The organism is Paraburkholderia unamae (genome assembly GCF_003096875.1).
Taxonomy (GTDB): domain Bacteria; phylum Pseudomonadota; class Gammaproteobacteria; order Burkholderiales; family Burkholderiaceae; genus Paraburkholderia; species Paraburkholderia unamae.
On sequence record NZ_QEOB01000002.1, the window covers coordinates 609,930 to 635,085 of the forward strand.

The window sequence follows — 25,156 nt, forward strand, 5'->3', positions numbered from 1 at the left end:
TGTAAGGGCAGAGTAGGTCGATTTACTTTAGGTGTCAAGTAAATCGGCGGAAGGAGAGGGATGACCCTGGGGCCGGGCGCAGGCGCGTGTTTGAACGCGCCCCGATTTTTTGGGAGGCGTAGCCGGGATGACAATCCGGGGCGTGGTGCCTGCGAGCGAAGCACCGGAGAAGTGGCTCGACGCTTATGCGTCCGGGCGCGAAACTGACGCGGATCAGCGCATCGCCAACCCCAGGCGCGCGGTTAACCCGGTTGCGCCAAAGTGTGTGATCGCCGGCGCGTCATTACCTGGCATTCCTGACTGGTTGGCGATGGAATGGCTCAATAGGCGTGCTGAAAGCCCAGACGTCTGGAGATGGTTTCCGCGCACGCTCTCACGGCCTGCGCGGCTGGGCTTTCCCACTCCGCGTCCATGGTGCCGGTGGGGCCCATGATCGTAATGGCAAGCACGATGTTGCCGGAGTAGTCGAACACGGGCGCGGAAAAGGCCACGACACCCGGCGTCGGATGGTTGATGCCGCGCGAGAGCTTGCGTGTTCGCGTTTCCTCGATCATCTGCTCGACCACGGCCGCATCGAGCGGATGCGCGATATCGGGACCCAGGCGCTTGCGTTCGTCGAGCAGCAGCTTGTCGACGAACGGGCGCGGCAAGAAGGCGGAGAACACGCGGCCCGTTGCAGTATCGACGAGCGACATCACGGTGCCGGTGCGGATGTTCGTATGCACCGGGTAAGCCGAATCGACCAGTCGCACGATGACCGGCCCCATGTTGCCCCACACCGCGAGCGCGACGCTGTGCGTGGTCTCCTCGGCCAGCGTGTCCGCGAACGGCGACGCCTCGCGCACCGGATTGAGCGTTTGCAGGCTGGTCAGACCGAGCTGGATGGCCATCGGCCCCAACTGATAGCGCCCCGTGACCGGGTCCTGCGATACGAGCCCCACTTTGCCGAAGCTGACCAGGTAAGGGTGAATCTTCCCGGACGGCATGTTGACGGCCTTCACGAGGTCGCGCAGCGCCATCGGGCGTGGCTCGGAGGCGAACACCTTGAGGATTTCGCCGCCCACTTCAATGGATTGGATGCCACGGCGTTCGCGGTCCGGCTGCGGTGCGGATTGTTCCACGTCAGGTTCCTGCGATTGGGAAATGATCTCCAGTATATCAATAGTGAATGACTAACGTGCTCAGCTATGGTTAACGCTTAGTTTTAATTTAGCGTGCTAGTAGTAATCTAGCAACCACTGCGGCGAGGCGTTCGCCAGCTAAGTGATGAATGGAGAGATTTATGTCAGCAGGAGACGTGCAAGAGTGCGACGTGCTCGTGGTCGGCTCGGGAGTAGCGGGAATGTCCGCGGCGATTACCGCCGCGAGTCGCGGCCTGAAGGTGATCGTGACGGAGAAGGCCAGTTACTACGGCGGGACCACGGCTCGCTCGGGCGGCTGGCTATGGGTGCCCGGATCGCACCTTGCGAAGGCATACGGGCACGACGAAGCGCCGGACCAGGCGCTGACCTATATCCGCGATCAGGCAGGCGCGAGCTTCGATGAGGCGCGTGTGCGCGCGTTCCTGGCCAACGGGCCGAAGGCGATCGAATTTTTCATGTCGAAGACTGCCGTGCAGTTCGACATGCCGCTGACGTTCCCCGACTATCACGCGGAAGCGCCCGGCGCGGTGCAGGGCGGCCGCTCGATGGTGACGCGTCCGTACGACGCGCGTGAGCTCGGGCCGCTTCTCAAGACGCTGGGCCCGGTGCTGCCCGAGCTGACGGTTTTCGGCGTCACGATAGGCTCGGGCAAAGACATCATTCATTTCATGCGCGTCACGCGGTCGGTTCAATCGGCGTGGTACGTGGCGAAGCGCCTGAGCAAACACTTCGCCGAAGTCATGCGTTATGGCCGGGGCATGACGCTGACCAACGGCAACGCGCTTGCCGCGCGTCTCGCGAAATCCGCGAGCGATCTGGGCGTGACCCTGTGGCTGTCCGCGCCTGCCGTCGAGTTGACGCGGAACGGCGAGCGCGTGAGCGGGGCGGTGATCGATCGCAACGGCCAACGGGTGACGGTCAAGGCGCGCCACGGCGTGGTGCTCGCAAGCGGCGGTTTCCCGCATGACGTCGAACGTCAGAAACACACCTATCCGCATATCAAGGCGGGCCAGCGTCATTTTTCGCCGACGCCGCCAACCAATACGGGCGACGGCGCCGCCATGGCGGAGAAGGTCGGCGGCATGTTCGACGACACCCTCTCGAATGCCGCTGCCTGGACGCCGATGTCGCTCGTGCCGCGCAAAGACGGTTCGACCGGCATCATGCCGCACTTCATCGACCGCGCCAAACCCGGTGTGATCGCGGTCGATCAGGAAGGTCGACGGTTCACCAATGAGGCGAACTCGTATCACGACGTGGTGCAAGCGATGATCGCCGCCTCTGAAGGAAAGCCCGAGGCCGCGTGCTGGCTGCTCGCGGATCACCGCGCGCTGCGGCGCTATGGTCTTGGCTTCGTCAAGCCTTTCCCGATGCCGCTTGGCAACCATCTGCGCAACGGCTACCTGAAGAAGGGCAGGACCGTCGCCGATCTGGCCGCGCAGATCGGTGTGAATGCCGCCGTGCTGGAAAGCACGATTCGTCAGTATAACGAATCAGCGAAAATCGGCCGCGATCCGTTATTCGGGCGCGGCAGCAAAGCCTACAACCGCTATCAAGGCGACGCGCTGCACGCACCGAATCCGTGCGTGGAGCCCTTGCAGACCGGCCCGTTCTACGCAATCAAGCTGGTGCCGGGCGACCTGGGTTCGTTCATGGGTGTCAAGACGAATGAGCATTCGCAGGTGCTCACGTCGCAGGAGGCGCCGATTTCCGGCCTGTACGCCGCCGGCAACGATGCCGCGAGCATCATGGGCGGCGAATACAACGGTGCGGGCATTACGCTTGGACCCGGCCTCACGTTCGGTTACGTGGCGGCCAATCATATGGCCGATATGGCGGCACGCGGATCGGCCGGTCAGTCTCGCTGCTATTCGGCCTCGCTGCCTGCGTGAGCCGGGCGAGAGTGCATGCGCGGCGTCGCGCATGCACGCCCTGGCACAGGGGGCGATCGACGTCTTCGTTCCAATACCACTACAAGAGATTTTTCATGACTATTCCGAACCTCCTGAGCAACAAGAAAGCCTTTATCACCGGCGCAGGCCAGGGCAACGGCCGGGCCATCGCCTTGGGGCTGGCACAAGCCGGCGCGCGCGTGATCGTGACCGACATGAATAGCCACAACGCGCGCGAGACCGCCGGGCTGATCCAGGAGAAGGGCGGTCAGGCCGCGTGGTACGAACTCGACGTTACCGACCTTCCGCAATGTCAAGCCACGGCGGCCAAGGTCGAGGCGGAGGCGGGAGCCATCGACATCCTGGTGAACAACGCGGGCATCATCGTTCGCGACGGCATTGATAGCCCGAACGCACCGCACAACCTGCAACAGGTCATGAAGGTGAATCATGAAGGAACCTTCAACGTGACGTATGCGTTTCTTGCCGCGCTCCGCAAGACCTCGGGCAATGTCGTGAACGTCGCGTCCATTGCATCGTTCTCAGGCCAGCCCAACACGCTCGGCTATTCGGCCTCCAAAGGCGCGGTGAAGATGCTGACCCAGTCGCTCGCCGTCGATCTCGCCAAGGACGGCATTCGCGTCAATGCCATCGCGCCCGGTGTGATCGAAACGCCGATGACCGTTTCCACGCGAGATAACCCGGAAAAGCTGGAGCGCTTTTTGTCGCGTATTCCAATGCACCGTGTGGGGAAGCCGGATGAGCTCGTCGGCGCCGTATTGTTCCTCGCTTCGTCGATGTCGACGTACGTCACCGGTGTCACGCTGCCTGTCGACGGGGGATATCTCGCCATGTAAGGCGGGCGCCGAAGAAGATGGACTTTTATCCATGTTAATTAGTATATCGAATCAATATTGTGCGCAACCCGGTTTGGAGGCCGGTTGTAGTCGTCGCATGACCAACGTTTGACGATCGTTCCTTTATATAAAGAAATTATCTACGAGTGCGTTCGGGCCGCAGGCCCACGCATTCAGGAGACACATGATGACAAACGCGACGCGCACAGTCGACGTCAAGGCATTCATCGACGCCCAGCGATTCTCGCTAAGCCAATGGGTGATTCTCATCCTCTGCTTTTGTATCGTGACTGCCGACGGTTACGACGCCGCGGCGATTGGCTTCATTGCACCGGCGCTGACTCAGGATTGGGGTATCCCGCGAACGGAACTCGGCGTGGTGATGAGCGCTGCCCTTGTCGGTCTGGGGCTCGGGTCGGTGCTGGGCGGCCCCATTGCCGACCGGATCGGCCGCAAGAGCGTCCTGGTCGTGTCGGTTGCCTGCTTTGGCGTGTGGACATTGATTGCCGCGAATTCCCATACGGTTTTCTCGCTTACGGTCTTTCGCTTGTTGACCGGTCTGGGCCTCGGAGCGGCAATGCCGAACACGGTCGCGCTCATGTCCGAATACGCGCCGGAGCGCTTGCGGTCGATGACGGTCAACGTCATGTATTGCGGCTTTTCCGTTGGCCTGATTGTGGGCGGCGCGGCGTCGGCGTGGTTGATTCCGCACGTGGGCTGGCAAAGCATTCTGGTGATCGGCGGCGCCGTACCGATTTTTCTTTCCTTCGTTCTTCTGGTGTTCTTGCCCGAGTCGGTCCAGTTTCTCGCGGTTCGCCACGGCACACGTGAAAAGATCGAGCGCATTCTCAAGCGGATCGCGCCGCATGCCTCGCTGGAAAATTGCCATTTCGTCGCCTCAAGCGCTTCGGCGTCGAAGGCGACGGGCAGGGCCGCGCTCGCGTTGATACTGTCCAGGGATTATCGGGCGCGCACGTTCTTGCTCTGGACGGCGTATTTCACGAGCCTGATTGTCTACTACCTGCTGACGAACTGGATGCCCACGCTGTTCCGCGACCTCGGCTTCAGTACCGAACACAGTATGTTGATCGCCTCGCTGTTCCCGCTGGGCGGATTGATCGGCAATCCAGTTACCGGCTGGTTGATGGACCGCGTCAATGCAAACCGGACCATCGTCTACGCCTATGTGCTGGTTGCGGTGCTGGTGGTGCTGATTGGCCAGAGCGTTGGCAATGAACTTGCGCTGGGCGTGCTGATTTTCCTGTGCGGGGCGCTTGCTACGAGCGCATCGACTTCTTTGTCGGCGTATGCCGCGCAGATCTACCCGACCGAAGGGCGCTCGACCGGCGTGGCGTGGATGCAGGGCGTGGGGCGATTCGGCGGCGTAGCGGGTTCTTTTGCCGGCGCAGCGCTGCTGGGGCTGGGTTGGCACCTGGGGGACGTGTTCACGCTGCTGGCCGTGCCGGCACTCATTTCCGCCGCATCGATATTTTCGATCAATCAGAACAAGCTGGTTGAGCTGGAGACTCAGTCGTAACGAAAATAAAAATTATTAAAAATACAAATATCGAAAAATACGGTTTGGAGAATCAATGAAAAAGGCATTACTTCTAGGCGGCGCGCTATGTGCCATGCCGATGCTTGCTCTCGCACAAAGCAGCGTGACGATCTACGGGATTCTGGATGAAGGTTTGATGTACACCAGCAATGTCAATGGCGGCACGAAGGTGGCTCTCGATTCCTTATCAGGCTTGTTTGGAAGCCGGTTCGGGATGACCGGAATCGAGGATCTTGGCGGCAATCTCAAAGCGATTTTCACCCTTGAATCAGGTGTCAATCTGAATAACGGCCAGTTCGGGCAAGGCGGGACGGAATTTGGCAGACAAGCCTTCGTCGGGCTGAAGAGCGATCAGCTTGGCATGCTGGCGTTTGGCCGCCAGTATGACATGGTGTTCTACTTTCCCGAACCGCTCACCGCCGGAAGTCTGGTAGGCGGCCCTGTCGGGATGCACCCGGGCGACGTCGACAACGCCGCCAATACGGTCCGTCTGAACAACTCGGTTCGCTATATGAGCCCGTCGTACCGTGGTTTTTCGTTCGGCGGCGAGTACAGTCTGGGCGGTGTCGCGGGTAACTTCACGGCCAACAGCGGATATTCTCTCGGCGCCGGGTATACAGGCGGCTCGCTGAAAGTTGGCGCCGCATTCGAGTATTTCAAGAATCCAACCGCTACCGCGGGGAACGGATTCTTTACGGCGTACGCCAACGGGGCGTCACCGTTGTCCCAGTCGTTGAACAAGGCATACAGCACGGCTCAGGCCTACCAGGTTGCCATTGTCGCCGCCAACTACCTGATCGGTGCTGCGACGCTCGCGGCGTCGTTCTCGAATGTCCAGTACGCGAATCTGGGACCCGGATTCCTCAATGGCACCGCGATATTCAATAACTTCGATATCGGTGCCGCCTATCAGATCACGCCTTACCTGAGTGCAGCGGTGTCGTATGAATATCTGAAGGCAAACAGCGTGACGACCGACCGCGGAACGACGGTGGGAAATCAGCACTACAACCAGGTATCACTCGTCGTTGACTACTTCCTGTCCAAGCGAACGGACGTGTATTTCGGAGCCGGGTGGCAACGCGCTTCCGGTACGTCGTCGCTGGGAACCGCAGCGGTGGCCGATATCGACAACCTCGGCGATTCGTCCACCAATCAGCAAACGCTGATTCGCATTGGCATCCGGCACAAGTTCTAACGGCAGTCGAATTTTCTGACCATAACTGGATTTTAGGAGAATTGTCGATGAAAAATGCGACATGTCCCGGCGCGGAACCCAAGCGCGCCATGATGGAAATCGAAAGCGCGCAGGCGGCGCTCAAGCTCGACGAAGCCGGTAGTGTTACCGGCGTCGACACACGCGACCTGTCCTGGGACGAGCAGTACAAGCTGATTTCGAGCACGGTCATTCCCAGACCCATTGCGCTCGTGTCGACCGACGGCCCGGCTGGACGCAACGCGGCGCCGTTCAGCTTCTTCAATGCCGTCTCGATCGGACCGCCGATGGTCATGTTCTGTATCGGTCCGACAAAGTCGGAAAAATTGGGCCAGGAAAAAGACACCCTTCGCAACGTGCGCGAAACCGGCGAGTTCGTGGTTCAACTCGTGGACGACGCGAACAAGGAGCGCATGAATCTGTGCGCGCCCGAGTATGGTGCCGACGTCGACGAGATGGAGAGGGCGGGCTTCACGACAGCCCCTTCGGTTCGGGTCAAGGCGCCGCGCATTATCGACTGTCCCGTGCAGTTCGAATGCGTGGTGACCGACATTCACACGCTGGGCAAGACGCCGTATCACATGGTTGTCGGCGAAATCGTCTACGCCCACTACCGTAGCGGGATCGTGAATCAACGCCTGCACGTGGACATGCTGGCAATGAACCCCGTCGGGCGCCTGTCGAATCCCGGTATGTACTCGCGCATCACCGACCATTTCCAGATGTTGCCACCCGTGTCAGCCGAGTGATCCGCAAGCCTGTCAACAATGGGAGGAAGCGATATGGAAGTGATGATTCAAGCCTGCGCAAAATCGCAAGAGAAAGCCGACGAATTCAAATCGTGGTGTTTGCGGGAGTGGGCGCCCACGCTTGTCGACCACGGAGACAGAGTCGAACGTTTGATCGTAAATCTGGCGACGGCGATTCGGACCGCACAACCCTACGGAAGTGCCGAATCGTTAGCCGGCGACGCATTCGACGTCATTGTTCAAGTCTCTCTTAGGGATCACAGCGACTACGAACGCCTTGTCAAGCCCGCGCTGGAGCGTCTGCGAGGCCGGTGCGGCGTACATCACGTCTACCAGGTGACCGAGTCGGAAGTTTTTCACAGACCAATGCTCAGCCGCGGAGTGCCCACGCCTGGCATCAAGCTGATGCGAGGCCTTTTTATTTTCGAGGATCTGCCAGACTCCGCTGCCCGCCGAATCTGGGAACACCACTCCGGGCTGGCTACGAAGGTTCACGTTGGTCTTGCCCGATATGCGCGCCACTGGGTGGACGCCGTGTTGACAGAGGGCTCGCCGAAGATTCGCGGGCTCTCCGATTTGCACTTCCCGGACGAAGCCTCGATGCGCGAGCGTTATTTTGATTCGCCGCGAGGTCGCGACGAAATCATGCACGACCTTGGTCATTTCATCGCCGGAGGAACGCAACGCTTTTACGGAACGGAGTACGTGTTGAAGTGAAGCAAATCGTGGCTAGAGGCAAAGTTCAACCGAAGTGTGCGGGTTTCGATGAATCAAGGAGATTGAGATGAGTTCTGAATTCGCAGGCAAGTCTGCGTTTGTAACAGGCGGTGGATCGGGAATTGGCGCGCAAACGTGCGTGGCGCTCGCAACCAGAGGGGCCGTGGTCGCAGTGGTGGACTTCAATCTGGAAAACGCGTTGCAGACCGTTGAGCGTATCGAAGCGCAACAAGGTCGCGCAATAGCCATACAGGCCGACGTGTCCAATCCGGGCGACATGGAAGCAGCCGTCGGCAAATCGGTCGATGCCTTTGGCGCACTCCATCTGGCGGTCAACAATGCGGGCATTGCAGTGCCGTTTTCAGCGCTTCACGAGGTTTCCGTCGAGACCTGGTCGAGAAACATCGCGGTCAATTTGACGGGCGTGTTCCTCGCCTTGAAGTACGAGATACCCGCACTGATCGCCAGCGGCGGCGGCGCCGTTGTCAATCTTTCGTCGATTCTGGGCGGCGTGGCTTTGGCCGGGCGCGCTCCGTATGTCGCCGCGAAGCACGGTGTCGTGGGGATCACGAAGGCGGCGGCGCTGGACTATGTCGAACAAGGCGTGCGGGTCAATGCCGTGGCTCCCGGCTACGTCGATACGCCGCTACTGTCGGGCCGAGGCGACGACGAGAAAGAGAAGATCGCCGCACTCCACCCGATGGGCCGCCTCGCCCGTTCAAACGAGATCATGGAGGCGATCCTGTTTCTCTTGTCCGATAAAGCGAGCTTTACCACTGGGCAAACGTGGTTTGTGGACGGCGGTTACACGGCGCGCTAGCGCGTGCGCCGCAATCCTCGCAGTGACCGTAGACATCGATATTCCCTGGTTCGCATTGCGGGCCACGTCATGGAGTGCGTACCAAAGTGAGCAAATTAATACCTTCGACGGCGAAGCGCTCGTCGCTCCTTCGCCGGCGCGCCGATCTCACCAGCGAGGAATTTCGAACTCACTGGGCGGGGCCACATGCGAAAATAGCTACCGCCATGCCGGGCATCGCGGCCTATACGCAGAATCGTGTTGACGCCAGGCTATGGAGTTACCCGAGCGAAGCGGCTTACGAATGTGACGGAATCGTTGAACTGGAGTTTGAACACGAGGCCGCAATGGCGGCAGCGGGTGAAACGGCAGTCGTGAGGGAATGGCTGCCGGCAGATGAATTGAAGTTCCTCGATGGAATCACCCTCTGCCGGGTTGAAGATGGTGCGCGGCAGATCCGTCCCGGCCTGCTGAAAGTCATGATCGCGGCAAAGCTCCTGGACGAGTCCGAAAGCGCTATCCGGCGCTTGCAGGAGAGTTTGGGCCTGGCGGGCTGCGTTGAATGGTCGACGGAAAGGGTCGAGACGACAGCGCATCGCGAATCGCTCGGATTCGAGGGCGATCCGCCGTCGGTTTTCGCGTCGCTGTGGTTTGCCGGGGAGGGCGACGCTTCGCGTGCGTTCGCTTCGGGTAACTGGCTCAAGGCGCTGGAAAGCGCGGTCAGGCGAGCCACGGCGTGGCAAATGGATCCCTTGAAGATCGTCGGTTGACGCGAGGGAAAATGGCTGGGAAAAATGGTTGAGTCGAGGAAGGCGTGGTGAATAAAGCGGACGCGGCGTTGGGTGATTTCAAGGGGAACGCAGAACACGGGTTGCATCGCCGCCTTGTTCTCACGCTCTACGTCTGCTGTTTTGCAAGCCTGGCTTCGATGCGGGTCTGCGACGCCATGTTGCCCGCACTGTCCGAGTCGTTCTCGGTGACAACGGAGGCCGCGTCAAAGAGCATTTCCGTCTTTGCGTTGGCATACGGTGTCATTCAACTCTTCTTCGGACCGGCCGGCGACAAATTCGGCAAGATTCGCGTCATTGCTGTTGCTACGGCGCTTTGTGCTTTTGGCAACGCCGCCGCTTTTTTCGCGCACTCATTCGATCAATTGATTGCAGCGCGCTTTCTCTCGGGCGCGGCTGCCGCGGGCATCGTGCCGCTGACCATGGCGTGGATAGGCGACAACGTTGCCTATGAACGCAGGCAGGCCGTTCTCGCAAAACTGCTGGGCGCGACTGTCTTTGGCATGATCGCCGGCCAATGGGCGGGCGGTGTAATGTCGGCGCATTTTGGCTGGCGCGGCGCGTTTCTTCCCATGGCCGTTGTATTTTTCGTGGGCGCGATACTCGCGATTCTCGAGGCACGCCATTCACAGGCATTTGCGTTGCAGAAGGACGGCAACTTTTTTGATCGCGTGAAGCTCGTTCTCGCCGAGCCATGGGCAAGAGTCGTCCTGCTCGTTACTTTCCTTGAGGGCGGCTTCGCATACAGCGTTCTTGCATTCATGCCAACGCATCTGCACGCTGCAATGGGCTTGTCGATGTCCAGCGCGGCGTTGACGGTGGCGCTCTACGGCCTGGGCGGCTTGACCTACAGCCGATGCGCAGGCCTGCTGCTCGCGCGCTTGAGCGAAAGAGGCTTCGCCATCATGGGAGGGCTCTTTCTGTTTGCGTCTCTCGTCATCCTGGCTGTGGCGCCGTCCGTGTCCGTTGCCTTGCCCGCATGTTTTTTTGCGGGGTTTGGCTTTTATTCGTTGCACAACGTTCTGCAAATGAACGCCACGCAAATGGCGCCCCGCGCCAGGGGAACGGCAGTTTCACTATTCTCGTGCGTCCTGTTTCTTGGCCAATCGTGCGGGATATTGATTGCGGCGATGGTGGTCGAACAGTGGTCCACACGCAGTTGGCTGGCATTCGCCGCACTGGGGTTGCTGGCGCTTGCGCTGACCTTTTCCCGCCTGATCACGCACCGGCGCGCACAGGCCTGAACGACGCCGCACAAATCACGTTCAATGATTCGCCGGGAACGCGAAGGTCGCACGCGCGCTGCCATTGCCATGCACGTTCACGGTCTGCCGCCTCGTTACGCTGCCGTAGGTGGCGTTGATCGTATAGCTGCCCGCGGGCAGGCGCACGAGCATGTACGGTCCATGCGCACTCGTGTCGAGCACCGTCGTGCCTCCGGCATTGGCAATCTGCACCCGGACATCGGAGACATAAGACGACCCGGGACCGGTGAACAGCAACGACAGCGGCCATTGACTGCGTGCCTGTCGCAGCGCGGTGGATTCGTCGCGGCCAACTCCGCCGGACACGAACGATACGTCGCCTTGCTGCTCCGTTTGCGGCATGCCGGCACTGGGGGCTTCGCTGGCGTTCGTGGGCGCGGCCGTCTGCGCCACTGCGCCGCTTGCCATCGCGAGTGCACAAATCGCGGCAAGAAGCGGCGAGGCGATACGGGGAGCATGGCGTTGCGTGTTCATGATGGTCACTCCAGAGAGAGTTACCGACTGCGGGCGCGAGCAAGCTCGCGTTTCGGGCAGCCTGACAAAAAACGCTTGCAAAGGTCCGGCAGCGCATGACGCGGCGGCCTGGCGACAGGTTAGCGTTTTTCGATTCACCACGTGCACAGCGAGGCGAACCGCGAGCACGGCGCAATTTCATGTTTGATAACGTCGTTTCCCATGCCGGCCTTCCGGGGCAATGTTGCATTGCAAGCAAGGGAAAACCACGGGTCGATGACATCAGACGTCTGATGTAAATTGGCGCGTAACGTGGCTACCGAAGGCAACCATGCGCCTGAGCGTCGATCAGTCGATGAGCGACCGGATCCAGGATTCTCTGCTGGCAATGATCCGCGAGCGCTCGCTCAAGCCCGGCGACCAGATTCCCACGGAGCCCGAGCTTTGCGAACTGCTGGGCGTGGGCCGTTCGAGCCTGCGTGAAGCGGTGGCGCAGATGATTTCCCACGGTTTGCTCACGCGTGTGCACGGCAAAGGGACTTTCGTCAGACAGATTGCGCTGAAGCTACAAGGCGGGCTGGATGATCTGATGTCTGTGACGGACATGATCCGCAGTGTGGGCGCGGTGCCCTCCACGAGCCGTATTCAGGTGAAGACGATGGCGGCGTCGGCCAGTCTTGCGCAGAAGCTTGGTCTCGCGGAGGGCGAGCCCTGCGTGCGGCTGGAGCGCGTACGCCGCGCCGACGACGCGATCGCCGCCTACTGTATCGACATCGTGCCAAAGTCGGTGCTCGAAGGGGAGGAACTGGGCGAGTCGTTGTTCGGCACGTTCGAGCGCGCGGGCATCCGGCTTTCGCACACGCACAGCTCGATCCAGCCCACGGTACTCACGCCGCGCGACTTGCCGGAATTGCAGGAGAGCCTTGGCCTCTTTCTGCTGATCGACGAAGTGGACTTCGACGAAACCGGCCGCGCGGTCTGCTACAGCAACGACTACTACAACGCCAGTATTTTCAAGTTCGATCTCGTACGCAAACGACGTTAGACGCGGCCCGCGGGCCTAACTTTCGGACAGGAAAACCCATGCACTTCGAGGCTTTCAGCGCTTCCGAACTGGCGGCATACCTGAAGGGTATTCCTGCCGTCAGCGCGCGACTTGGTGAGGATAGCGAACTAGATGTCATGGAAGTGGGCGACGGCAATCTGAACTACGTCTACTTCGTGAGCAGCGCGCGCGACCCGCGCCGCAGTGTGGTGGTCAAGCAGGCGCCGCCTTTCCTGCGGCTGGTGGGCGAGAGCTGGCCCTTGCCGCGCGAGCGCATGGAGCGCGAAGTGGCCGCGTTGCGCCGCTTCGGCGCGCTATGCCCGGAGCATGTGCCGAGCGTCTATCACGCCGACAGCGAAAAGTACCTCATGGTCATGCAGCGGCTCGACTCGCATCGCGTGCTGCGTCAGGCCCTGACCGAAGGCATCGTGTACCCGCGCCTGGCCGGTCACATTTCCACGTTTCTCGCGCGCACGCTCTTTCACGGCTCCGACCTCTATCTCGCACCCAATGAGAAGAAGACAGCCGTGAGTGGCGACATCAACGCGGAGTTGTGCCGGATTACCGAGGACCTCGTGTTCACGTTTCCATTCGAGGACAATCCGTCGAATGTGTACAGCCCAGCGCTACCTGCGGCGGCCGTCGAGCGCCTGCGCACGCACGAACCGCTGCGCCGTGCGGCGGGCGAGATGAAGTGGGCGTTCATGAATCATGCGGAAACGCTCGTGCATGGCGACCTGCATACCGGCTCGATCATGGCGAACGAGCACGAGACCTATGTGATCGATCCGGAGTTCGCGTTCTACGGTCCAATGGGCTTTGACACGGGCGCATTCATTGCGAACCTGCTGCTCGCCTGCTACGCGCGCGAATGGCACGACCGCGCGGCGGGGCGCGAACCGCAGGCGTATCAGCGCTGGTTGCTCGATCAGACCGAAGCCGTGTGGAACGGCTTCGCGCAGAAGTTCGCGCAACTCTGGCGCGCGCACGAGCACGAGACGGGCCGCGCATGGATTGGCGGCGCTGCCGATACGCGCGCGGCCGAGGCCTTTCGCGAAGACTTCATGCGGCGGCTTCTTGCGGATACCCTCGGCTTCGCGGGCTGCAAGATGATCCGGCGCATCGTCGGCGTGGCGAAAGTTGCGGAGATCACCAGCATTGAGGACGAAGCAGTGCGCGCGCAGGTGGAAGTGCGCTGCCTGAAGCTCGCCGAGGCGCTGCTCGTGCAGCGGCGCGAACTGGCCTCGATCGAAGCGGCCACTGCGCTGGCCGCCCAGGTGCTAGCGGAGCCCGCGAACACCTGAACACGTATTCCCGAAGCACCCCCTGCGCCGCTCACGCGGCAAAGTCTGACCAACCGGCATCGACGGAGAACGTATGGCGTTGCAGCCGAACCATTCGAGTCTTCCGCCCACCATCGAGTGGCGCGACGACACCCTTTATCTGCTCGACCAGACCCGCCTGCCTCAGGTATGCGTCGTTGAGGCGGCGGACAGCGTCGAAGCCGTATGGCGCGCAATACACGAGTTGCGCGTGCGCGGGGCGCCCGCGATCGGCGTCGCCGCGGCGTACGGCCTGTGCGTGGCGATGCAGCGCGATCAGCCTGCCGCTCGCGATGCGTTTCTCACGCGCCTCGAACAGCACGCGGCGTATCTCGATAGCGCGCGACCCACGGCGGTGAATCTGCGCTGGGCGCTCGAACGTATGCTCGCCCATGCGCGCGGCGACGCGGCGCAAACGGGTGCAGCGCTCTACGAAGCGCTGGTTGACGAGGCCAAGCGCATTCATCGTGAGGATATCGAACTATGCGCGCGTATTGGAGAGGCGGGACGCGCGCTGATCGAACCCGGCAGCGGCGTGCTCACGCATTGCAACGCCGGCGCGCTTGCGACCACCGGCATCGGTACCGCGACCGCACCCTTGTATTGCGCTCACCGTGACGGCGCGGCGTTTCGCGTGTACGCGGACGAGACGCGGCCGCTCCTGCAAGGCGCGCGCCTCACCGCCTACGAATTGCAGCAAGCCGGACTCGACGTCACGCTCATCACCGATAGCATGGCGCCCGCGCTGATGTCGCAAGGGCTCATCGATCTCGTGATCGTCGGTACCGACCGCGTGGCGGCGAACGGCGACGTCGCGAACAAGATCGGCACACTCGGCGTGGCGATTGCGGCCAAACACTTCGGCATTCCGTTTTATGTGGCGTGCCCTTCATCCACGCTGGACTTGCGTACCCCGAGCGGCGCGGACATCGTGATTGAAGAGCGCGGTGCGGAAGAGGTCGCGCAACTCGCGGGCCGGCGCGTTGCGCCCGAGGGCATGAAGGTGCGCAACCCAGCCTTCGACGTTACGCCGCACGCGCTCGTCACCGGCATCGTCACGGAGCTGGGGATCGTGCGCGCGCCGTTCGACACCAACCTCGCGGCGCTCTTCAAGACGGGAGCGCCTGCATGAGCGACGCACGCGCCGAAGCGGGGCTGCGCGAGCAGATCGTCCACACCATGCGCGAGATGGAGCGTCTCGGCATCAATCAGGGCACGTCGGGCAATGTGAGCGCGCGCTGGCGCGACGGACTCTTCATCACGCCGAGCGGCGTGCCGTGCGCCGCGCTCACGCGCGAGCGCATCGTGTGGATGCCACTCGACGTACGCGACGACGATGCGCTTTTCGAAGCGCAACGGCCTTCCTCGGAATGGCGTTTTCATCGTGACATTCTGCGCGAACGGGCCGATGTGAACGCCGTGGTCCACACGCATTCGCAGGCGGCCACGGCGCTGGCCATCCACGGCCGTGGGATTCCCGCGCATCACTACATGGTGGCGGCAGCGGGCGGCAATTCGATTCGCTGCGCGCCGTATGCGACATTCGGCAGCCAGGCGCTCTCGGATCACGCGCTCGAAGCCCTGCGCGAGCGGCTTGCGTGCCTGCTTGCGCATCACGGCGTGATCGCGCTCGGGCGCGATCTGGCGCGAGCCTTGTGGCTCGCGAATGAAGTCGAGGTGCTGGCGAAGCAATATCTGCTCGCGTGCCAGCTTGGCGAGCCGCCGCTGCTCAGCGACGCAGCCATGGAGGAAGTCATCGAAAAGTTCAAGGGCTACGGCCCGCGCAAGTAAGGCGCGGGAACGCGCGCGCCCAGGCAGTCCTGGCATTGGCGGTACACACGGTAACGCAGTCGGTTGGCGGTTCGCAGGTCGGTCAACATCGAGTCCATAACCAGCAGATCAAAAACAGGAGACAGTGATGGCGTGGAGTTCAGCAGGTTTCGACAGTTGGGTGGCGCGCGGCGCGCGCGTGGGAGCGTCGGCGGGCAAGACGGCGGGCGTGGCGGTATTTGCCGCCGCCGCGATGCTCGCGGGGTGTTCGAAGAGCGAGTCGCCTTCGGCCAGCACGGCTGCCTCGGAGCCGGCGGCGAGTGCGCCGGCACAGGCCGCCGCACCCGGCGTGGTCAAGATGAAAGTGGGCTTTTCGATCGCCACGCTCAATAACGCGTTCTTCGTGGGGCTCAAGAGCGGCGTGGAGCGGGGTGCCGAAAAGCAGGGCTTCGACCTCGTGCAGACGAACGCGAACGGCGATGCGCAGCAGCAGGTCAACGACGCGCTCAATCTGCTGAGTCAGGGCGTAAGCGCACTGGTGCTCAACCCGATCGACTCGAAGGCGATCATTCCGGCCGTGGAAAAGGCCAATTCGATGAATGTGCCGGTCTTCATGCTCGACCGCGGCTCGGACGGCGGCAAGGTCACTTCGTTCGTTGCTTCGGATAACGTAGCGCTTGGCGCGACCGGCGCGAAGTGGATCGCCGATCAACTCACGAAGCGCTATGGCTCGGCCAAGGGCAACGTGGTCGACCTGATCGGACTTATCGGCACGACGGCTGCGACCGATCGCGAGAAAGGTTTCTCCGAGGAGATCGCGAAGTATCCGGACATCAAGGTGGTCGCGCGCCAGGAAGGCGGCTTCGACCAGGAGAAGTCGCTCAACGCGATGACGAACATTCTCCAGAAGTATCCGCAGATCGACGCGGTATTCGGCGCGAACGACGACAACACCGTGGGCGCCGAGAAGGCGATCGACAACGCGGGCCGCTACAAGCCGCTTGGCGACCCCGGCCACATCATGGTGATCGGTGCGGACGGCACGGCGCAGGCGCTCTCCGCGATCCGTGCAGGCAAGCAGGACGCGACGATTTCGCAGAATCCGATCGGTATGTCCGCGAAGGCGATGACGTTCATTACCGACTATGAGACGAAGAAGGACGTGCCCGCAAACTATGCGTGGCCGACCTATCTGATCGACAAGTCGAACATCGATTCGGACGCGGTGAAGCAGTACGGTCTGTGGGCGCTCGAAGTCAAGCAGTAACGCGCAGCGGTCAATGTGCCCGGCGCGCGCGAGGCGTGCGCCGGCGCCAGGGATGAACGGATGATACGCGAATCAGGTTCTGCATTGCACGCACCGCAGCGCGCGCCCGACGACGCGCTCGCGCCGCCGCTTTTGCGCATGAGCGGCATCGTGAAGAGTTTTCCCGGCGTGAAGGCGCTGCGCGGCGTGAGCCTCGAACTGCACGCGGGGCATGTGATGGCGATCGTCGGCGAGAACGGGGCGGGCAAGTCTTCGCTGATCAAGACGCTCTCCGGTGCTTACGAGCCGGACGAAGGCACGATCGAGATCGATGGCCGGCGGCTTGCGCGCGGCACCCAGGCCGCGATCGACGCCGGCGTGGCCGTGATCTATCAGGAGCTATCGCTCGTCAACGACATGAGCGTGGCCGAGAATCTCTTTCTGGGCCGCATGCCGAGGCGCTACGCTCTCGTCGATCATCGGTGCGCCGAAGCGATGGCGCGCGAGGTGCTCGCGCAGGTCGGACTGGAAAACGTGTCGCCCGCCATGCGTGCGGGCGATCTGCCGCTCAACAAACGTCAGCTCGTGGAGGTGGCGAAGGCGCTCGCACGCGAGGCGCGCATCCTCGTGATGGACGAGCCCACCGCCGCGCTTCAGCATCACGACATCGAGCATCTCTATGCGGTCGTGCGCCGCCTGCGCGCGGCGGGCATGGGCATCATCTTCATTTCGCACCATCTGGAAGAGGTGTTCGAACTCGCCGACTCGGCCGTGGTGATGCGTGACGGCGCAACGGTCGGCGCGCGGCCCATGTCCGAGTGGAATGAGCCGGCGCTCGTGCAGGCCATGGTGGCGCGCAACCTCGACTCGTTTTATCCGTGGGAAGCGCGGCCCTATGGCGAAGTGGTGCTGGAGGCCCGCAACGTGGCGAGCGCGCCCGTGCTGCGCGACGCGAGCTTCAGCATTCGCGCGGGCGAGATCGTCGGCATAGGCGGGATTGCGGGAGCGGGGCGCACGGAGCTTCTCAAGACGCTATGCGGCGCGCTGCCGCTCACAGGCGGCGAGTTGCGGCTGCGCGGGCGCAGGCTCACGTTGCGCTCGCCCGCGCAGGGCATGCGCGCGGGCATCGTCTATACCGCCGAAGACCGCAAGCTGGAAGGGCTCGTGCTCGACGCGAGCATCGAGGAGAACGTCGCGCTGTCAAGCTTGCGCGCGCTCGTGCGCGGCGGCTTCGTGAGCGCGGCCAGAAAGCGCCGGCTCGCCCGCGAGGCGAGCGAGCGCTTCGCCGTGCGCGCGCCCTCGGTCGCGACGCTCACCGGCAATCTCTCGGGCGGCAATCAGCAGAAGGTGATTCTCGGACGCGCGAGCGCCACGTCGCCCGCCGTGATCCTGCTCGACGAACCCACGCGCGGCATCGACGTGGGCGCGAAAACGGAGATCTATGCGCACATCGTGCAGATGGCGCGCGCGGGCGCGGCCGTGGTGCTCGTGAGTTCGGAGTTGCCCGAACTGCTCGGCATGTCGGATCGCGTGCTCGTGATGTATCGCGGCAGCATCGTTGGCGAGGTGGCGCGCGAGCGCGCGGACTCGGAGACGATCATTCAATGGGCCACCACCGGAGTTGCAGCATGACGTCCACCACCGTTCAGCCGCAGGAAGCGCAAACCCTGCAACAGCGTGTGCTGCGCCAGATGCGCAGCGGCCTCGGGCCGCTCATCGCGGCGCTCGCGCTGATCTGCATCGCGCTCTCGCTCGCCTCGCCCGAATTTCTCACCACCAGCACGCTCACCAACATCATGGTGCAGGTGTCCGTGGTCGGGATCGCGGCGGTGGGCGGCACGTTCGTCATCATCACGTCGGGCATCGATCTTTCCGTGGGCTCGCTCGTTGCGCTGAGCGGCATGGTGGCCGCGACCGTGATGGCCGGTGCCAGCCCGGACGCGATCGGGCTGGGCGTGGCCGGGCTGTTCTTCGCGCTCGCCACGGGCGCGGCCGTGGGGGCGCTCAACGGCTTCGGCATTGCCTGGCTGCGTCTCGTGCCGTTCATCGTCACGCTCGCGATGATGGCGATGGGGCGGGGCCTCACGCTCGCGATCTCGGACGGGCGCACGAAGTTCGACTTTCCCACGGTATTCACCGCGTTCGGCGCGAAGACGGTTGCGGGACTACCCGCGCCGATGCTCGTGATGCTCGCCGTCTTCGTGATCGGCCACGTGCTGCTGCGCAAGACCGAATTCGGCCACCAGGTGTTCGCCGTGGGCGGCAACAAGGAAGCCGCGCGGCTCGCGGGCATTCCCGTCAACCGTGTGATCTTTTTCACCTACATGCTCGCGGGCGTGACCGCCGCGATTGCGGGCATCGTGCTGGCCGGACGCCTCAATTCGGCGCTGCCTTCGGCGGCCAACGGCCTCGAATTGCAGGTGATCGCGGGCATCGTGATTGGCGGCACGTCGCTCGCGGGCGGGCGCGGCTCGATCGTCGGCACGTTCATCGGCGTCGTGCTGATCGGCGTGATCAATGTCGGGCTCTCGCTGCTCGGCGTGAATCCGTTCTGGACGCAGTTCATCCAGGGCGGCGTGATTCTTGCGGCTGTTTTGCTCGACGCGCTCAGCCAGAGGCGCAAGCACTAAATCAAGGAAGGAGTGGACATTCAGGGTGGCGCGTGCGCCACCGCAACCGGAGACGCGACACGTGAAAAAGATCATCAATAATCCTGATCAATTTGTCGATGAAATGATCGATGCCTTGCTGCTCGCCCATCCGGGCTGGCTCAAACCGGTCACCACTGACCGCCGCGCGCTGGTGCGCGCGGACGCGCCGAACGCAGGCAAGGTCGGCATCGTGACCGGCGGCGGCTCCGGCCATCTACCCGCATTTCTCGGCTACGTGGGCAAGGGGCTGGCGAGCGGCGTGGCCGTGGGCAACGTGTTTTCCTCGCCCTCTTCGGAGCAGATCTACGAAGCCACCAAAGCGGTGCACGGTGGCGCGGGCGTGCTCTATCTGTACGGCAATTATGGCGGCGATGTCTTCAACTTCGATCTCGCCGCCGACCTTGCCGACGCCGACGGCATTGAAACGCGCACCGTGCTCGTGGCGGACGATGTCGCTTCCGCACCCTCCGAACGGGCCTCCGACCGCCGCGGCGTGGCGGGCATGGTGTTCGGCTTCAAGTGCGCGGGGGCGGCGGCCGAACGCGGCGACACGCTCGACGAAGTCGCGCGCATTGCGGCCAAGGCGAACGGCGCGACGCGCACCATGGGCGTGGGGCTCTCGCCCACGATCCTGCCGGCGGCCGGCAAGCCTACCTTCACGCTGCCCGATGGCGAGATGGAGATCGGCATTGGCATACACGGCGAGCCGGGCACGCATCGCGGCAAGCTGGAGAGCGCCGACGCGATCGCCGAACGGCTCTCGGGCGAAATTCTGCGCGATCTGCGTGCGCCGACGGGTTCGAGCGTCGCGCTGCTCGTGAACAGCCTCGGCGCCACGCCGCTCGAAGAACTCTATCTCCTGTACCGGCGCGCCGCGCAAGCGGTCACAGCCGCTGGACTGCGCGTGGCGCGCGCCTATGTGGGCGAGTACGTGACGAGCCTGGAAATGGCGGGCGCCTCGATTTCGGTGATGCAACTCGACGAAGAACTCGACACGTTGCTCGACGCCCCCGTGCGCTCGCCGTTCTGGCGCGAAGGCTGGCGAGTGGACGAAGGAGGCGCGCGATGAGTCTTTCGGTCAACGAAATACGTGCGCGGCTCATCGATGTGCTCAATGCGATGCCCGCCTGCGCGGAGGAGTTGCGCGAGCTCGATGCCGCACTGGGCGACGGCGACCTGGGCCTGACCGTCAAGGCGGGTTCGCTCGCGTCGGCCGAGGCCATCGGCAAGCTGCCGCCCGACGCGGCGCTCAACGACGTGCTGGTGGCCACGGGCAAGGCATTTTCAACGGCGAATCCCTCGACATTTGGGGCACTCGTGGGCGGCGGGTTGCTCGCCGCCGCCAAAACCTTGGCGGGGCGGCAGGAAGCGGGGAGGGCCGAGGCGCTCGCCATGGGGCGAGCCGTTGCCGCACGCATCGCCGAGCGGGGCAAGTCGCAACTCGGCGACAAGACGGTGCTCGACGCGCTCGTGCCGAGCCTCGACACGCTCGAAGCGTTCGAGGCGCAAGGTGACGACCGCGCGCTCCTCGACGCCATGATCGCCACGGCGCAACGCCAGGTGAGCGAGACGGCGGCGCTACAGTCGAAGAAGGGACGCGCGGCGTGGGTGCAGGAGCGCAGCATCGGTCATCCCGATCCCGGTGCGACCGCGTGGCTGCGATTTCTCGAAGCCTGGCGGGGCTGAAGGGCGCCACGCATCCCCGCGCTCGGCACGCATAGCGCGTCCGCAATGACCCAGGGAAAACCCTCTCGCTTCTTTCCCATTCGCTGGGAATCGTATTTTTGATTTCTGGGAGTGACGTGGCATGCTGACCGCATCGATTCAGCTCTCGTCCTCCAAGTGAAACAGGAATCCGGTGTCACCGGCGCAGAACGCCTGCTGCTGGTGCTTTCCGCTCTCGCAAGCCGTGGCAAGGCCATGTCCGTGAAGGACATGCTCGCCGTCACGGGTCTCGCGCAGAGCACGCTCTACCGTCAGGTCGCGGTGCTCAAGCGCTGGGGCTTCGTGACCGAGGACGCCGGCTATTACGCGCCGGGGCCCATCAGCCTGCAACTCGCGCTCGGCTTCGACGTCAACTCGCTGCTCGTCGAAGCGAGCCGCGAAGGCATGCTTCAACTCGCGCGCGCGTCGCAGGAGAGCGTGGGCCTGGTCGTCGCGGTCAACGACCAGGTGGTCTGCCTGGAAATGATCGAAAGCACGCATTCGCTGCGCTGCTCGTTCGAGAAGGGACGCGCGGTTGCGCTCAAGGCGGGCGCGTCGGCCAAATCGTTGCTCGCGTTCCAGCCCGAGAAAACGCGCGGCGAAACGCTCGATCGCGTATTCGCGGGCGATGCGCCAGGCCGTGCCGCGATGGAAGCGGAACTCGAACAGATTCGCGCGCGCGGCTACGCAGTGAGCGACAGCGAGGTCGACCCCGGCGTGTGGGGCGTGAGCGCACCGGTTTTCCGGCGCGTGGCGCGCGGCGCGCTCGCGAACGCCTCGATCACCTTGATGGCGCCTTCGTCGCGCGTCGCGGGCCGCGAGCCGCAGCTTGCCGACTGGACCTTGCGCACCGCGCACGCCATTTCCGCCCGTCTGCAATCCGAATAGCCGAACCCATTACCTGAATGGCGGCGGCCCACGCCAGCGCCTCAAACGCCCAGACAAACCACACCGGAGTCCAACCATGAAACTGCATAAACTGCTGTCGGCCACGTGCCTCACCGTCGCGATGTTCGCCGCCGCCGTTCCCGGCACGGCCAGCGCGCAAGCCCAGAACGTGCTCCAGGTCGCGACCGACGCGACGTTCCCGCCGATGGAATTCACCGAGAACGGCCAGCGCACCGGCTTCGACGTCGATCTCATGAACGCGCTCGCGAAGGCCATGGGCAAGCAGGTGCAGTGGACCGACATCGACTTCAAGGGCCTTGTTCCGGGGCTGATCGCGCATCGCTTCGACGCCGCGATCTCGGGCATCTACATCACGCCCGAGCGCAGCCAGGTGGTGGACTTCACGCAGCCGTATTTCGCGGGCGGCCTCGTCGCGCTCGTGAAGGCCGATTCGCCCATCAAGACGCTCGCCGATCTCGACGGCAAGAAAGTGTCGGTGCAGGTGGGCACGAAGTCGGTGAGCTTCCTGCGCGACAACTACCCGAAGGTCACGCGCGTCGAAGTGGAAAAGAATCAGGAGATGTTCGATCTCGTGGGCATTGGCCGCGCGGACGCCGCCGTCACCGGCAAGCCCGCCGCCTATCAGTTCGCACGTACGCGCGGCGGCTTCCGCGTGCTCGACACCGAGCTGACGAAGGAATCGTATGGCATTGCCGTGCGCAAGGACGAGCCGCAATTGCGCGATGCGCTGAACGCGGCGCTTGCGAAGATCAAGGCGGACGGCACCTACGCCCAGATCGTGAACAAGTGGTTCGGCACGAGCGCGAAGTAACCCCGCGGATCTGACCCATGCAACTCGACTTCTCGCCGGCCTTCGCCGGTTGGGCCGACATCGCACACGGCGCGCTGGTCACGGTGGAAGTGACCGCTGCCGCGCTCGTGCTGAGCTGCCTGCTCGGCCTGCTGATCGGCATCGGCCGCCTCGCGCCGCAACGCCGCGTGATTTACGGCTTGTGCACCGGCTACCTCATTTTCTTTCGCGGCACACCGTTGCTCGTGCAACTGTTCTTGCTGTTTTTCGGCCTGCCGCAGTTCAACATCCTGCTGCCCGCGTTCGTGTGCGGCATGCTGGGGCTCGGGCTTTATTCGGCAGCCTACGTTTCGGAAATCGTGCGCGGCGCGATCCAGTCGGTCGATCGCGGGCAGATGGAAGCCGCGCGTTCTATCGGCATGTCGTCGGGCCAGGCCATGCGCGCAATTATTCTGCCGCAGGCTATCGTGCGCATGATTCCGCCGCTGGGCAATGAGTTCATCGCGCTCATCAAGAATTCCGCGCTGGTCTCGCTGCTGACGATCGACGATCTGATGCATGAAGGCCAGAAAATCATCAGCGTGTCATACCGTTCTCTGGAGGTCTATCTCGTGATCGCGCTCGTCTATCTCGTGCTCACGCAGACGACCAATTATGTGCTGCATCGCGTGGAGCGCCGCCTGCGCGCGGGAGGGATGGTGCAATGAGCACGAATCCTGATCCGATCGTCCGCATTCGCGGGCTGACCAAGTCGTTCGGCTCGCATCTCGTGCTCAACGGCATCGACTTCGATATCCAGCCACAGCAGGTCGTCGTGGTGATTGGCCCGAGCGGCTCGGGCAAGAGCACGTTCCTGCGTTGCTGCAACGGGCTCGAACAGCCCGAGGGCGGCACCATCGACATCTGCGGCCACCGGCTCGTGGAAAACGGCGCAATGCTCAAGGAGCGGGCGCTGAATGCGCTGCGCACCGAAGTCGGCATGGTGTTCCAGTCGTTCAACCTGTTTCCGCATCTGTCCGTACTGCATAACATCACGGTCGGACCGCGCATGCTGCGCGGTGCATCGAAAGCGCAGGCCGAAGCGGCCGCGCTCGCGCTGCTCGAGAAAGTCGGGCTCGCGCACAAGGCGCATGTCATGCCCGCGAGCCTTTCGGGCGGCCAGAAGCAGCGCGTCGCGATCGCGCGCGCGCTTGCCATGCAGCCGCGCGTGATGCTGTTCGACGAGCCGACCTCGGCGCTCGACCCGGAACTGGTGGGCGAGGTGTTGCAGGTGATGAAGCTGCTCGCATCCGAAGGCATGACGATGGTGGTCGTCACGCACGAAATGGGCTTCGCGAAGGAAGTGGCCGACGTGGTGGTGGTGATGGACGGCGGCGAGATCGTCGAGGCGGGACCGCCTTCGAAGATCTTCACGTCGCCCGCGCAGCCGCGCACGCGCAGCTTCCTGCAAGCGGTGCTGTCGCGCGCATGAGCCCGTTGCCCGACACTGGCGCAACGCTCACGCTGCTGCGCGGCGCGGACCTTGCGCCCTCGGCCTGGAAGAATGGCGGTGGCGTCACGCGCGAGATTGCGGCGCGGGCCGCCGCCGGCGCGTCGCCCGATGGCTTCGCCTGGCGCGCGAGTCTCGCCGACATCGAACGCGCGGGGCCGTTTTCACGCTTCGAAGGCATCGAGCGTACGCTTGTGCTCATCAACGGCGCCGGTCTGCTGCTGGACGAAACCAACGCCGAAAGGCGTGAGCCCCGCTTGACGCACTCGCTCGAACGCGTGCTCGATGTGGCGCGCTTTGCGGGCGAATCCTCGGTCGATGCGCGGCTCATTGCCGGGCCGGTGCGCGTGTTCAACCTGATGGTGCGCACGGGCGCGGCGCGAGGCGCGCTCGACGTGTGGCCGCAGGGCGGCCAACGCACCGTGCGCGCGCGAACCGTGCTGCTCCACGCGGTGCAAGGACCGGTTGACGTGAGCGTGGACGGTGGTGACGCCATAGCGCTTGCGCCCGGCGACACGTTGCAAGTCGAGGCGCGGCGGGCTGTCGACATCGCATCGCGCGGCGATGGCGCGCTGCTCGTCGCTACACTCGATCTCGTGCAAGCCTGATTTCATGAATACCTCCACACATTTGTCTTCCACAACCAACGCACTCTTCGCCGAACACGCCTACCTCCCCGACGGCTGGCGTCGCAACGTGCTGCTCGAATGGGACGCAACGGGCACGCTGCGCAGCGTGACGCCCGATCTGCCTGAAGCGCCCGCCGGTGTGGCGCACGCGGCAGGCCCGATCAT

Annotated in this window: 25 protein-coding genes and 1 pseudogene; 24 read left to right on the top strand and 2 right to left on the bottom strand. The window is 63.3% G+C overall.

Annotated features, from left to right (window positions below; translation table 11 throughout):
- Positions 1-320: 320 nt before the first annotated feature.
- Positions 321-1,121, bottom strand: coding sequence for an IclR family transcriptional regulator (locus C7402_RS06660; RefSeq protein WP_116610044.1), 801 nt, complete (start codon positions 1,119-1,121; stop codon positions 321-323).
- A gap of 161 nt (positions 1,122-1,282) precedes the next feature.
- On the opposite strand from C7402_RS06660, the gene C7402_RS06665 reads away from it, so the two are divergent.
- The 9 genes from C7402_RS06665 to C7402_RS06705 all read left to right on the top strand — a co-directional run bounded on the left by C7402_RS06665 (position 1,283) and on the right by C7402_RS06705 (position 10,962).
- Positions 1,283-3,034: an FAD-dependent oxidoreductase gene (locus tag C7402_RS06665; RefSeq protein WP_116610045.1), complete on the top strand. Its 1,752-nt coding sequence runs from the start codon at positions 1,283-1,285 to the stop codon at positions 3,032-3,034.
- A gap of 95 nt (positions 3,035-3,129) precedes the next feature.
- Positions 3,130-3,891: an SDR family NAD(P)-dependent oxidoreductase gene (locus tag C7402_RS06670; protein ID WP_116610046.1), complete on the top strand. Its 762-nt coding sequence runs from the start codon at positions 3,130-3,132 to the stop codon at positions 3,889-3,891.
- Positions 3,892-4,078: 187 nt separating this feature from the next.
- Positions 4,079-5,428 carry an MFS transporter gene (locus tag C7402_RS06675; protein WP_116610095.1) on the top strand — a complete coding sequence of 450 codons (1,350 nt, stop codon included), beginning with the start codon at positions 4,079-4,081 and terminating at the stop codon, positions 5,426-5,428.
- Between the two features lie 55 nt (positions 5,429-5,483).
- Positions 5,484-6,647 (top strand): porin, encoded by a 1,164-nt coding sequence (locus tag C7402_RS06680; protein ID WP_116610047.1) that lies wholly within the window; start codon positions 5,484-5,486, stop codon positions 6,645-6,647.
- Between the two features lie 47 nt (positions 6,648-6,694).
- A complete protein-coding gene (locus tag C7402_RS06685; RefSeq protein ID WP_116610048.1) occupies positions 6,695-7,414 on the top strand; it encodes a flavin reductase family protein in 720 nt (239 codons plus the stop codon).
- Positions 7,415-7,447: 33 nt separating this feature from the next.
- The gene (locus tag C7402_RS06690; protein WP_116610049.1) at positions 7,448-8,131 is read left to right on the top strand and encodes a hypothetical protein; all 684 of its coding nucleotides are present in this window, start codon (positions 7,448-7,450) and stop codon (positions 8,129-8,131) included.
- Between the two features lie 67 nt (positions 8,132-8,198).
- Positions 8,199-8,951, top strand: a complete 753-nt coding sequence (locus tag C7402_RS06695) for an SDR family NAD(P)-dependent oxidoreductase (protein ID WP_112169056.1) — start codon at positions 8,199-8,201, stop codon at positions 8,949-8,951.
- A gap of 86 nt (positions 8,952-9,037) precedes the next feature.
- A complete protein-coding gene (locus C7402_RS06700) occupies positions 9,038-9,700 on the top strand; it encodes an EthD domain-containing protein (RefSeq protein ID WP_165841801.1) in 663 nt (220 codons plus the stop codon).
- 47 nt (positions 9,701-9,747) lie between these two features.
- Positions 9,748-10,962 (top strand): MFS transporter, encoded by a 1,215-nt coding sequence (locus tag C7402_RS06705; protein WP_224045166.1) that lies wholly within the window; start codon positions 9,748-9,750, stop codon positions 10,960-10,962.
- Between the two features lie 21 nt (positions 10,963-10,983).
- Here the strand turns inward: C7402_RS06705 and C7402_RS06710 are convergent, their stop codons facing one another.
- The gene (locus C7402_RS06710) at positions 10,984-11,457 is read right to left on the bottom strand and encodes a carboxypeptidase regulatory-like domain-containing protein (RefSeq protein WP_116610051.1); all 474 of its coding nucleotides are present in this window, start codon (positions 11,455-11,457) and stop codon (positions 10,984-10,986) included.
- Between the two features lie 334 nt (positions 11,458-11,791).
- On the opposite strand from C7402_RS06710, the gene C7402_RS06715 reads away from it, so the two are divergent.
- The 15 genes and pseudogenes from C7402_RS06715 to C7402_RS06785 form a co-directional block, all read left to right on the top strand.
- A complete protein-coding gene (locus C7402_RS06715) occupies positions 11,792-12,481 on the top strand; it encodes a GntR family transcriptional regulator (RefSeq protein WP_224045167.1) in 690 nt (229 codons plus the stop codon).
- A 38-nt stretch (positions 12,482-12,519) separates the two neighbouring features.
- On the top strand, positions 12,520-13,785 hold the full coding sequence (mtnK, locus tag C7402_RS06720; protein WP_116610052.1) for an S-methyl-5-thioribose kinase: 1,266 nt from the start codon (positions 12,520-12,522) through the stop codon (positions 13,783-13,785).
- 73 nt (positions 13,786-13,858) lie between these two features.
- Positions 13,859-14,935: an S-methyl-5-thioribose-1-phosphate isomerase gene (gene mtnA / locus C7402_RS06725; RefSeq protein WP_116610053.1), complete on the top strand. Its 1,077-nt coding sequence runs from the start codon at positions 13,859-13,861 to the stop codon at positions 14,933-14,935.
- Positions 14,932-15,594, top strand: coding sequence for a class II aldolase/adducin family protein (locus tag C7402_RS06730; protein ID WP_112169044.1), 663 nt, complete (start codon positions 14,932-14,934; stop codon positions 15,592-15,594). The genes mtnA and C7402_RS06730 overlap by 4 nt, the downstream gene beginning before the upstream one ends.
- Positions 15,595-15,721: 127 nt before the next feature.
- Positions 15,722-16,840, top strand: coding sequence for a sugar ABC transporter substrate-binding protein (locus C7402_RS06735; RefSeq protein ID WP_116610054.1), 1,119 nt, complete (start codon positions 15,722-15,724; stop codon positions 16,838-16,840).
- Positions 16,841-16,900: 60 nt separating this feature from the next.
- Positions 16,901-18,451, top strand: coding sequence for a sugar ABC transporter ATP-binding protein (locus C7402_RS06740; protein ID WP_116610055.1), 1,551 nt, complete (start codon positions 16,901-16,903; stop codon positions 18,449-18,451).
- On the top strand, positions 18,448-19,449 hold the full coding sequence (locus tag C7402_RS06745) for an ABC transporter permease (protein WP_116610056.1): 1,002 nt from the start codon (positions 18,448-18,450) through the stop codon (positions 19,447-19,449). Before C7402_RS06740 ends, C7402_RS06745 begins: the two co-directional genes overlap by 4 nt.
- A gap of 61 nt (positions 19,450-19,510) precedes the next feature.
- Positions 19,511-20,539, top strand: a complete 1,029-nt coding sequence (locus tag C7402_RS06750) for a dihydroxyacetone kinase subunit DhaK (protein ID WP_116610057.1) — start codon at positions 19,511-19,513, stop codon at positions 20,537-20,539.
- On the top strand, positions 20,536-21,156 hold the full coding sequence (locus tag C7402_RS06755) for a DAK2 domain-containing protein (protein ID WP_116610058.1): 621 nt from the start codon (positions 20,536-20,538) through the stop codon (positions 21,154-21,156). Before C7402_RS06750 ends, C7402_RS06755 begins: the two co-directional genes overlap by 4 nt.
- 156 nt (positions 21,157-21,312) lie before the next feature.
- Complete coding sequence (locus tag C7402_RS06760; protein ID WP_112169033.1) at positions 21,313-22,062, top strand: IclR family transcriptional regulator; 750 nt, start codon at positions 21,313-21,315, stop codon at positions 22,060-22,062.
- A 76-nt stretch (positions 22,063-22,138) separates the two neighbouring features.
- Positions 22,139-22,894, top strand: a complete 756-nt coding sequence (locus C7402_RS06765) for a transporter substrate-binding domain-containing protein (RefSeq protein ID WP_112169031.1) — start codon at positions 22,139-22,141, stop codon at positions 22,892-22,894.
- Positions 22,895-22,911: 17 nt separating this feature from the next.
- Positions 22,912-23,580 carry an amino acid ABC transporter permease gene (locus tag C7402_RS06770; RefSeq protein WP_112169029.1) on the top strand — a complete coding sequence of 223 codons (669 nt, stop codon included), beginning with the start codon at positions 22,912-22,914 and terminating at the stop codon, positions 23,578-23,580.
- Positions 23,577-24,344 (top strand): amino acid ABC transporter ATP-binding protein, encoded by a 768-nt coding sequence (locus C7402_RS06775; protein ID WP_112169027.1) that lies wholly within the window; start codon positions 23,577-23,579, stop codon positions 24,342-24,344. Before C7402_RS06770 ends, C7402_RS06775 begins: the two co-directional genes overlap by 4 nt.
- Positions 24,341-24,970 carry a HutD/Ves family protein gene (locus C7402_RS06780; RefSeq protein ID WP_116610059.1) on the top strand — a complete coding sequence of 210 codons (630 nt, stop codon included), beginning with the start codon at positions 24,341-24,343 and terminating at the stop codon, positions 24,968-24,970. The genes C7402_RS06775 and C7402_RS06780 overlap by 4 nt, the downstream gene beginning before the upstream one ends.
- 4 nt (positions 24,971-24,974) lie before the next feature.
- Positions 24,975-25,156, top strand: a pseudogene (locus C7402_RS06785) (formimidoylglutamate deiminase); the annotation flags it as partial.